7 protein-coding genes are annotated in these 9,397 nt (G+C 64.6%); 4 read left to right on the top strand and 3 right to left on the bottom strand.

Annotated features, from left to right (window positions below):
* The first annotated feature begins 106 nt into the window (after positions 1–106).
* Entirely contained in the window at positions 107–1,828 is a 1,722-nt protein-coding gene (locus tag ACQR07_RS36410; protein ID WP_434906861.1) for a winged helix-turn-helix domain-containing protein, read from the top strand.
* A gap of 83 nt (positions 1,829–1,911) precedes the next feature.
* Here the strand turns inward: ACQR07_RS36410 and ACQR07_RS36405 are convergent, their stop codons facing one another.
* The 3 genes from ACQR07_RS36405 to ACQR07_RS36395 form a co-directional block, all read right to left on the bottom strand.
* Positions 1,912–3,015, bottom strand: coding sequence for an ABC transporter permease (locus ACQR07_RS36405; RefSeq protein WP_434906860.1), 1,104 nt, complete (start codon positions 3,013–3,015; stop codon positions 1,912–1,914).
* Positions 3,009–4,583: a sugar ABC transporter ATP-binding protein gene (locus ACQR07_RS36400; RefSeq protein WP_434906859.1), complete on the bottom strand. Its 1,575-nt coding sequence runs from the start codon at positions 4,581–4,583 to the stop codon at positions 3,009–3,011. The genes ACQR07_RS36405 and ACQR07_RS36400 overlap by 7 nt, the downstream gene beginning before the upstream one ends.
* Before the next feature lie 84 nt (positions 4,584–4,667).
* Positions 4,668–5,609 (bottom strand): sugar-binding protein, encoded by a 942-nt coding sequence (locus ACQR07_RS36395; RefSeq protein ID WP_434906858.1) that lies wholly within the window; start codon positions 5,607–5,609, stop codon positions 4,668–4,670.
* Between the two features lie 248 nt (positions 5,610–5,857).
* Here ACQR07_RS36395 and ACQR07_RS36390 point away from each other — a divergent pair, with 248 nt between their 5' ends.
* The 3 genes from ACQR07_RS36390 to ACQR07_RS36380 all read left to right on the top strand — a co-directional run bounded on the left by ACQR07_RS36390 (position 5,858) and on the right by ACQR07_RS36380 (position 9,201).
* A complete protein-coding gene (locus ACQR07_RS36390) occupies positions 5,858–6,742 on the top strand; it encodes a LysR family transcriptional regulator (protein ID WP_434906857.1) in 885 nt (294 codons plus the stop codon).
* Positions 6,743–6,922: 180 nt separating this feature from the next.
* A complete protein-coding gene (locus ACQR07_RS36385) occupies positions 6,923–7,654 on the top strand; it encodes an SDR family oxidoreductase (RefSeq protein WP_434906856.1) in 732 nt (243 codons plus the stop codon).
* A 647-nt stretch (positions 7,655–8,301) separates the two neighbouring features.
* Complete coding sequence (locus ACQR07_RS36380; RefSeq protein WP_434906855.1) at positions 8,302–9,201, top strand: LysR substrate-binding domain-containing protein; 900 nt, start codon at positions 8,302–8,304, stop codon at positions 9,199–9,201.
* Positions 9,202–9,397: the final 196 nt, after the last annotated feature.

Raw genomic sequence — 9,397 nt, 5'->3', positions numbered from 1 at the left:
ATTTCCGAAGTTTTCTGAAATTTTTATCGAGACCAGCCGTCAGGCCATGGTTCGGCGACGTACCGGTATGCCAATGCATTTTGGGCAGCATATCCAGAGAGACTGAATGATCGTCCGTTTTGCCGGGTTCGAGCTCGACCAGCAGCACGCCGAGCTGCGTGGCCCTGGCAGTGTGCCGATCAAGCTGCGCCCGAAGACCTACGAGATGTTGCGGCTGCTGGTCGCCAATCCCGGCCGGGTGCTGAGCAAGCAGGAGCTGATGGAGGCGGTCTGGCCGGAGGTCCATGTCGGCGAGGACAGCCTGTTTCAATGCATCCGCGAGATTCGCAACGCGCTGCGCGACGACCGGCGGCAGCTGGTCAAGCTGGCGTCCGGCGGCGGCTATATCTTCACCGCCGACCTTGCCGTCGTCGCGCCTGATGTCCCCGCGCCCGAGGCCGAGCCACAGCCGGCGGCCGCCGAGCCCGAAACCGCCTCCCCCGCCGAAATTGCGACCGCGCCGCTGGGCTCGCCCTGGTTCTCACGCGGGCGGGTGGCGGCGGCGATCGTGCTCGGACTGTGCGCGATCGTCGGGCTCGCCGCCGCCACGCCGCTGTTCAAGCAGAACCTGTTCAGGAGCGCCCCGCCGGTCGTCGCCGTCATGGCGATCACGAATGCGACCGAGGATCCCCGCGGATCGACGATGGCCAGCGAGATCGGCGCCCGGCTGACCGATGGCTTCGCCCGCATCGACGGCATCAGCGTGGTCGCGCCGGCATCGACCGCGCCGCGACCCGCACCTGTTGCTGCGACCGCCACCGTCGCCTCGGATTTCGAGATCCACGGCGAACTGCAACGCAACGGGCCATCCTGGACCCTGCGGGCCCGCCTGGTTCAGACGACCACCGGCAAGGTCGAGGGCGTCGCTGCGATCTCGGTCGAGGCCGATGACAATACGCTCGCGCTGCAGCAGACCCGGCTTGCCGCCGGCGTCGGCGACGTGCTGGCCCGCCGTCTCAACGCATTGACGGAATCCGGATCCTCCTTGGGGAATGATGCCACCACCGCCGGCGGAGCCAAGGCCGCCATCGAGCAAGCGACCGCATCGATCAACAGCGTGACGCTGGAGCGCTTCGGCATGGCGCAGACGATGCTGCAGAACGCGCTCGCCGAGGAGCCCGACAATGTCGACGCCGCGGTCGCGCTGGCGGCGCTGCAGATGCGCGGCATCCAGATGGTCTGGTACAGTCCCGAAGCCGCCGCGGCGGCCGAGGCCCAGGCCTCCGCCAACCTCGAGCGGGCGTTGCGCACGCGGCCGAACGCCATCCCGGTGTTAGAGACCTATTGCCGCTTCCTCAGCGCCACCAACCGGTTCGTCGAGAGCCTCGTGATCTGTGCCAGAGCCGTGAGCCGCGATCCCTGGAACGGGCTGGCGATGTATCTGATCGGCCTTGCGCAGCTCAATCTCGGCCGCTTCGATGATGCGCTGGCGACGTTCCAGCAGGCCGATCGCTACGACACGCCGGCGGTCTCGCGGTGGACCTGGCTGCTCGGCATCGGCTGGGCCTACATGACGATGGACCGCGCCGAGGACGCCCTGCCCTGGCTGCAGCGCTCGATCGCGATCACGGCAGCCTCCGGCCGTCCCTACATGCTCCTGGCCGCCGCCCACCAGCGGGCCGGGCAGACCGAAGAGGCGAAAGCCGCGATGCAGAACGGCCTCAAGCTGCGGCCCGGCACCACCGCATTGAACGTCGCCCCACCGATGAAGAACACCAGCCCGCTGTACCGCGAGGTCGCCGGCCGCATCGTCCAGCTCATGGTCGACGCAGGCCTGCCGGCGCAATGACCGGCGGAGCAGGTGTGAGCGCGGCAGGACGCATGGCCGGGAAAGTGGCTCAGCTCAGCCTAGTGGACTGTCGACGGCATCGCCTATGGATCCCGGTTCAGTAGCCTCGCGTCGGCGGCCAGCATCTCGTTCCGTGTCTGCGGGCCGTCCGTTTGCCTTGTGCCGATCGCGCCGGCGGCGAGCCTGCGCAGCCGATCCCGGCGTTCGCGGAAGTCGGCGTACTCCTGGTCTGCGAGCACGCCGATCAGGATCACCGATCCGCTCACCGCAAAATTGAGCGACGACGGGATGCCCAGCAGATTGACGAGGTTCTGCAGCACCTGCAGCAGAATGGCGCCGAGGACAACACCGATGATCGAGCCTTCGCCGCCGCGCAGTGAAAAGCCGCCGAGAACCGCGGCCGCGATCGCGTATAATTCGTAGAAGTTGCCATGCGAGCTCGGCAAAATCGAACGCGTATACATGGCCAGGAAGATCGACGAAATAGCAGCCAGCACTCCGCAGATCGCGTAAGCCGCGACAATGACGCTTCCGGTTCGAATCCCCGAGAACCGCGCGGCCTCCTCGTTCTTGCCGACCGCATAAAGGTGGCGCCCGAAGACGGTGTGATGGAGCACAACCCACATTGCCGCAGCAACGACCAGCATGAAAACGAATGAGTGTGGAATCGGGATCGACGTGTAGGCGTCGCCCGTGAACAGCCCGACGATGTCGGTGCGGCCGGTCGTGAGGTACTCCAGAGTTTCGAAGCGGACGCCGAAAGGAAAGCCGGCGGTAGCGTCGGCGGTATAGAAGCGCGCGACGCCGCGGTAGATCAGCAACCCGCAGAGCGTCACGACGAACGGCTGCATCCTCTTCTTGGTGATGAGCAGTCCATGGATCAGGCCCATCAGGATGCCGATCGCGAGGATGATGAGCGAGGCGACCGGCCAGGGAACGCCGCGGCTGGCAATCAGATCGACGAAGATCACGCCCAAGAGTGCGATCATCGAGCCGACCGAAAGCTCGATCCCGCCGGTGATGATGACGAAGGCTTCTCCGATGGAAAACATGCCGAACAGGCCGACCAGGTTGGCCGTGTTCGAGATGTTCACCGCCGACAGGAAACGCGGGTTGATCAGCGCGACAACCGTCCCGACCACGATGATGAGGACGAACAGCCCGAGGTCCTTCTTGAAATTCAGCATTGAGTATGTCCCGCCTGGTTTGCTGGCTCCGCCACGCCGTGTCCCACGGCCAGCCGCAGGATGTCCTCTTCCCGGCATTGCGCGCGGTCGAGGATCCCGGATATGCGTCCCTGGTGCATCACGGCGACGCGGTCGGAAACACCGATCACCTCCTCCATGTCCGAGGAGATCATCAGCACCGCAACGCCGGAGTCCGCGAGGATGCGCATCAGCCGGTAGATCTCCGACTTGGCGCCGATGTCGATCCCCCTGGTCGGCTCGTCGAAGATGATGACGCGCGGCTTCATCGCCAGCCATTTGGCCAGCACGACCTTCTGCTGGTTGCCTCCGGAGAGCGAGCCGGCGCGCGCGGCCACGCTCGGTGCACGAATGTCGAGTTCACCCCGGCTCTTTTCCGCGCGCTCGCGCTCGGCCCTGCGTGAGATCGTCATGCCGCGCGCATAGGCGCGGAGGTTGGGAAGCGTGATGTTCTCGGTGATGGCGAAGTCGAGCAGCAGGCCCATTCCCTTGCGATCCTCGGGCACCAGGAAGACGCCGGCTCGCACGGCCTCGGCCGAATTTGCGAACCGGACGGGCGCGCCATCCAGCAGCACGGTGCCGCCCTCGGTGCGGTCGATGCCGAACAGGGTGTGGGCGAGTTCGGTTCGTCCGGCGCCGACCAGGCCGGCAAGACCCAGAACCTCGCCGCGATGGACGTCGATGCTGACTTCGGCGAGAGGGAACGTCTTGGTTCGCAGCTTCTGCACGGACAACACAACGTCGCCGCGTTCGCTCGCCGGCGCCGAATAGGCGACCTTGAGATCGCGCCCGACCATCAGCTTGACCATCGCGTCATGGGTCACTGCACCGCCCTGGAGATGACCCACGAGGCGGCCATCCCGCAGGATGATCACGCGGTCGGATGCCTGTACCACCTCGTTCAGCCGATGGGAGACGAACATCACCGCGATGCCGTTGGCCTTGAGTGCTGCCATGACCTTGAGCAGCTTCTCGGTTTCCGCGAGCGGCAGGCTGGATGTCGGCTCGTCGAGGATCACGAGCCTTGCGTTCAGGCTCAGCGCCTTGGCGATCTCGACCATCTGCCGCTGCGCGAGCGAAAGCCGGGATACCGCGGTCGAGGAGGAAAAAGTCGCCCCGAGCTGGTCGAGATAGGGCTGCACCATCGCGTGCAATGTCTTGCCGTCGACGACGTTGAGCAAACCGAACTTGCGAGGCTCTCGCCCGATGAAAACGTTGGCCGCGACGTCGAGGTTTTCGAACAGATTGAGCTCTTGATGAACGAAGGCTATGCCGGCGCTCATCGACTGGGAGACCGTGAGGCTGTGGTGGGGCACGCCATCGATCTCGACCGTGCCCCGGTCGGGTGTGGTGACGCCGCCCAATATCTTCATGAGGGTGGATTTGCCGGCGCCATTCTCGCCGACGAGCCCGACGACCTCGCCACGCCGCACCTCGGCTGCAAAGTCCGAGAGCGCCACCACGCCTGGATAGGATTTGGTGATGGCGGTCAATTTGAGGAACGGCTCCGCGAATTGCGAAGGCACGGACGAAACATCGCCGACAGACATGTTGAACCCGAGGAAAGACTCCCGCAGCCGGCAAAGCCGGAACGGAGGGAAGGTGTGCCGGAGGCCGGCTGCGGGAACTCAGGCTCAGTTGGTCAACTTCGCCTGGAGATCGGCCTTGAACGCGTCGACATTGTCCTTGCTGATGATCTTGCCCGGAATGATGGCGATGCCCTTGGCTGGGACGACCGACTTGTCGCCGCTCAGATAGGCGGCAAACAACTTGCTGCCCTGGTAGGCCCACTCGTACGGCTGTTGCACGACCGTGCCGGCGAAGGAACCGTCCTTGACGGCGCCGAGCGTGATCGGGTCTTCGTCGAACGCGATCACGGTGATCTTGCCGAGCTTGCGGTTGTCACGAAGTGACTCGTAGATCTTCGGCGGGTTGTACGAGTAGAATCCCACCATGCAGTTGATTTCGGGGTGGGCGACGAGCGTGTCGTCGACATTGGCGCGGGCACGGGCTTGGTCGTGGTCGTCGGTGCGCACGTCGACCAACTCGATATTCTTGGCGCCGGCGACGGCCTTGAAGCCTTCGATGCGCTCACGAGCGTTGTCGGCGCCGGTGTTGCCGACGAAGCCCATGCACTTGGCACCATTTGGCAGGGCCTTGACCGCGACCTCGCCCGCATTCTTGCCGAGGTCGACGTTGGACGAGCCGATGTAGAACACGCGCTTGGCGTCGGCAGCGTCGCTGTCGAAAGTGAACAGCGGCACTTGAGCGCCGATCTTGTTGAACGCTTCGGCCTGGGTCTTCGGGTTGAGCGGCGACACCGCAATTGCGGCGGCACCGGCCGCAACCAGGTCTTCCATCAGGCGTTGCTGGATGGCCGCGTCGGCGCGTTCCGGATATTTCCACTGCAGATCGACGTTCGGCAGCTCCTTTTGTGCCTTGTGCATGCCAGCTTCGGCAAGTTTCCAGAAATCCGACGCCCCATTTGGCACCCAGACGATGACTTTCTTCTCGGCAGCCTCCGCCGCGCCGACCAGCATCAGGCTGGCGGCGGCGATCACACTCGCGTACTTCATGGCAGTTCTCGCTCCCTTGAACCGGCGTGCGATGCGCCGGCGTTTCCTCTACTCGAACCCGGCTGAAAGGCGCCCGGACTTACGTCCCTTCTTGATGCGCCTAGCCGATCGCCAATCCCCGTCGGAGAAGGTGTTGCCGCCGGGTGATTGCTCAACGCCAAAACAATGGGAAACGGTTGCTCGTCCGTCCAACAGATAGTAGAGATCGCGTTAATCGATCTAATGAATGAAAGCCTTCGGTTCGAACAATGGAATTGCGTCAACTCCAGCATTTCATCGTTGTCGCCGAAGAGCTGAACTTCACTCGCGCCGCGGATCGCGTTCACATCGTCCAGTCGGCGCTGTCCAGTTCGATCCGCAGTCTCGAAGAGGAACTGCGTGTCCGTCTCTTTGTGCGCAGCACAAGACAAGTGCGGCTCACCCCGGCGGGGCGCGCCTTTCTGGAGAAGGCCCGCGAGGCTCTCAAGGTCATCGATATCGGCCGGGAGACCGTCGCTGATATCGCAGGGTTGCGGCGTGGCTCCCTGTCGATCGGGACCGTTCACAGCCTGCCCGCGTTTCTCGATCTGCCAACACTGATCTCCCGCTATCACGCGACCTCGCCCGGAATTGAGGTGCGGCTGCGCCAGGGCGATGCGGCCGGGCTGATGGAGCAGCTTCGCAGCGGGCGGCTCGATCTTGCCTTCCTGCCGCTCCTGGACGCGCCGGACGACATCGTCACCGGGATCATCGCCTGCGAGGATCTCGTCGCCGCCACGCCGCCAAACCACCCTCTGGCAGGGCGAACCGGCGTGGAATTGCGCGAACTCATGCCCTATCCGTTCGTTGATTTCGAGATCGGCTGGGGCACGCGGCCGCTGATCGATCGCGCCTTTGGCCAAGCGAACCTGGAACGGCAGACCAACTTCGACGTCACGGATCTCGAAACCATCGTCGACCTCGTCGGCCAAGGACTTGGAATAGCGCTTCTGCCAGAGACGATCGCCGAACTGCGGCGCTCGAAGATTTCGGTCTGCGAACTGGCCGAGCCCGCCATCTGCTGGGAATTGCTCATCGCCTATTCGCGGACCGACGGCGATGCCCCGCTGAATGGCGCGGCGCAGGGTTTCCTCGATCTTCTGACCTTCCAATAGCTCGGCCAATCGCGGTTCAAGTGCGGCTCGAGTTCGGTTCATCGCCGAGATCGATCAGAGTGATCTTGATTATCTGTTAGACGCCCGGGTGATCGATCAGCATCTTGCCGCGGCACAGCGCCAGCCGTTCGCCTCAGGGCGGCGCTGGTGGACGATGTGTTCGTGGAAAGGATTCGACCGATGAATGGAAAGCTCGAGGGCAAGGTTGCGATCATCACAGGGGCGAGCGCCGGCATTGGTCAGGCCAGCGCCCGGGCGCTTGCCCGCGAGGGCGCGCGCCTGGTGCTCACCGCCCGCAGGCCAGACCGGCTCACAGCGCTGATCGATGAGGCGCGTTCGCTCGGCGGCGACGGCGTCGCGGTGATTGGCGACGCGCGCGAGGAGGAGACTGCGCATGCGGTCGTCGAAGCAGCCAAGGCTTTCGGCAGCATCGATATCCTGATCAACAATGTCGGCGTCGGCAACTACAAGAAGCTGGCGGACACCAGCCTCGCGGACTACGTCGAGATGATGGACGTCAACGTCCGCTCGACGTTCCTGTTCAGCCGCCACGTGGCGCCGGTCATGATCGCGCAGGGCGACGGAATCATCCTGATGGTCTCGTCCATGGCCGGCGTCTACGGCTTCGCCGGTGAGGCGGTCTATTGCGCCACGAAATTTGCGCAGGTTGGTTTTTCGCAAGGGCTCGACAAGGAGCTGCGTCCGCACGGAATCAAGGTCGGAACGATCAACCCTGGCGGGGTAAAGACGGAATTTGCCCTCGGCAAGGGACGCACCGAGGCGGGGGTGGCGCAATCGGACATGCTGGAAGCCGAGGACGTCGCCGCCGCCATCCATTTCGCCTGCACCCAGCCGAAAGGCTCGCGCATCATCCAGGTCCAGATGCGCACGATGGCCGAGGCGCTGGCTTAGGCGGCGGTCTATGGCGTTGCCAGCTTGGCTCAAAATAGCGCCAGCCTGTTTCAAACTGCCCGTCGTGCCAGTTTGTCGCATTCCGTCGGGCAAATCGGGCCTTGTGCCGTCGGGCAAATCAGATCGATGCTTCCCGCCGTCTCCTGCTCACTGAAGGGGCGTTTCGCGATCGTCACGGACCGTGGAGCGGGAGATGCGGTGGCCGCCTGGGGTCGCAGTGCGCGTTTCGCGTGCGGACGAACGAACCCGGTGCGGACGGTCAAGCCGTGTGGTCCCGACACCCCGACGCTGGTGTCTTGGTCGGCGACATCCCGATGACGGGGGCAAGCAAGCCCGGTCCCCTGGGAGAGCACGGAGCAGCCGTTAAGCCCATCGCGCAGGGAAGGCCGGTGTGTCCGGCCAATCCTGTGGTGACGCCGCCTGCTTTTTTTCTGCAGGCGGGCCATGGGTGCGGCCCGCACCCGGCCTTCCCTGCGCCCTTCTTCTGAAAGGGCGTCCTGACAAGCAAAGCTCGGACGCGACAGCGCGCCGCGAGGCTGCGGAGCCGCGCGCGGAGTCCTTGCGAGGGTCAGGTCACGCGGGTCAATTGGCCGCAGTCGCGCCGGCATTGCATGAAATTTGCATCGCGCGGGCGGTATGGATCACGAATGAACCTCATCAGCCTCGACATCCGCATGCTCAGGTCGCTGATCTCGGTGGTCGAGACCGGCAGCATCACCGAAACCGCCCGGCGGCTGGGACGCACCCAGCCGGCGATCACTTTGCAGCTGCAGCGGCTGGAAGAGCTTACCGGCAAGCAGCTGTTCGTTCATGGCGGCCGTCGGCTGGCGCTGACCGAGGACGGCGGCATCGTGCTGACCTATGCGCGCTCGATCCTGCGGCTGCATGACGAACTGATCTCGCAGCTGGCGTCGCAGGAGATCGAGGGCCAGGTGGTGCTCGGCACGCCCGATCTCTACGCCGCCTTCATGCTGCCCTCGATCCTCAGCGTCTTCAGAAAATCCTTTCCGCGTATCCAGGTCGAGCTCAACTGCGCGCTGTCGACGCCGCTGGTCGAGCTGGTGAAGCGCAGCGAGGTCGACATCGCGCTGGTCACCCGCATGAACGATTTCACCGGCGGCCAGGTGGTGCGGCGCGAGCAGCTGGTGTGGATGACCGGCGAGCAGTCGTCGGCGCATCAGGAGCATCCCATTCCTCTGGCGTTGCTGCCCCAGGGCAACATCTACCGCGATCACGCCATCGCTGCGCTCGAGGCCGCCAACCTGCGCTGGCGCGTCGCCTGCCAGAGCGAGAGCGTCGGCGGCCTCCAGGCCGCCGCCTTCGCCGGCATGGCGGTCACGGTGCTCGGCCGCAGCGCGCTGGTCGCAGGCATGCGCGAGCTCGGCCCCGCCGACGGACTGCCGGCGCTGCCGCAGGTCGAGCTGCTACTTTACAAGTCAAGCGGCGCGACCTCGAAGGCAGCCACCGCGCTGCACGACTATCTCGCGCATTATCTACGGCTCGGCGATCAGCACGGCGAGACGGGCGCGCCGATCGAGCTGGCTTGAGCGTGCGCGACGCGCCCTGTCCTTGTGAGCTCCCCTCTCACCACGCGTCATTGCGAGCGCAGCGCGCTACGCTCGCAATGACGCGGAGCAAGAGGACAAAGTCCGGACCTCACGTCGTCGTCCGTAGAGCCCGTGAGCCAATTGAGTTTTTGGGCTCATTGATGGCGAAGATTGTGACAGCCGCAGGATGACCGTG

Origin of the sequence: Bradyrhizobium sp. HKCCYLS20291 (assembly GCF_051167715.1) — a bacterium.
Classification (GTDB): domain Bacteria; phylum Pseudomonadota; class Alphaproteobacteria; order Rhizobiales; family Xanthobacteraceae; genus Bradyrhizobium.
The sequence above is the reverse complement of the archived record's forward strand: the minus strand, read 5'-3'. Positions and strand labels throughout refer to the sequence as shown.

Coding starts and splice junctions, on each gene's coding strand:
- ACQR07_RS36410 (WP_434906861.1), top strand. CDS start 107: ATGATCGTCCGTTTTGCCGGGTTCGAGCTCGACCAGCAGCACGCCGAG.
- ACQR07_RS36405 (WP_434906860.1), bottom strand. CDS start 3,015: ATGCTGAATTTCAAGAAGGACCTCGGGCTGTTCGTCCTCATCATCGTG.
- ACQR07_RS36400 (WP_434906859.1), bottom strand. CDS start 4,583: ATGTCTGTCGGCGATGTTTCGTCCGTGCCTTCGCAATTCGCGGAGCCG.
- ACQR07_RS36395 (WP_434906858.1), bottom strand. CDS start 5,609: ATGAAGTACGCGAGTGTGATCGCCGCCGCCAGCCTGATGCTGGTCGGC.
- ACQR07_RS36390 (WP_434906857.1), top strand. CDS start 5,858: ATGGAATTGCGTCAACTCCAGCATTTCATCGTTGTCGCCGAAGAGCTG.
- ACQR07_RS36385 (WP_434906856.1), top strand. CDS start 6,923: ATGAATGGAAAGCTCGAGGGCAAGGTTGCGATCATCACAGGGGCGAGC.
- ACQR07_RS36380 (WP_434906855.1), top strand. CDS start 8,302: ATGAACCTCATCAGCCTCGACATCCGCATGCTCAGGTCGCTGATCTCG.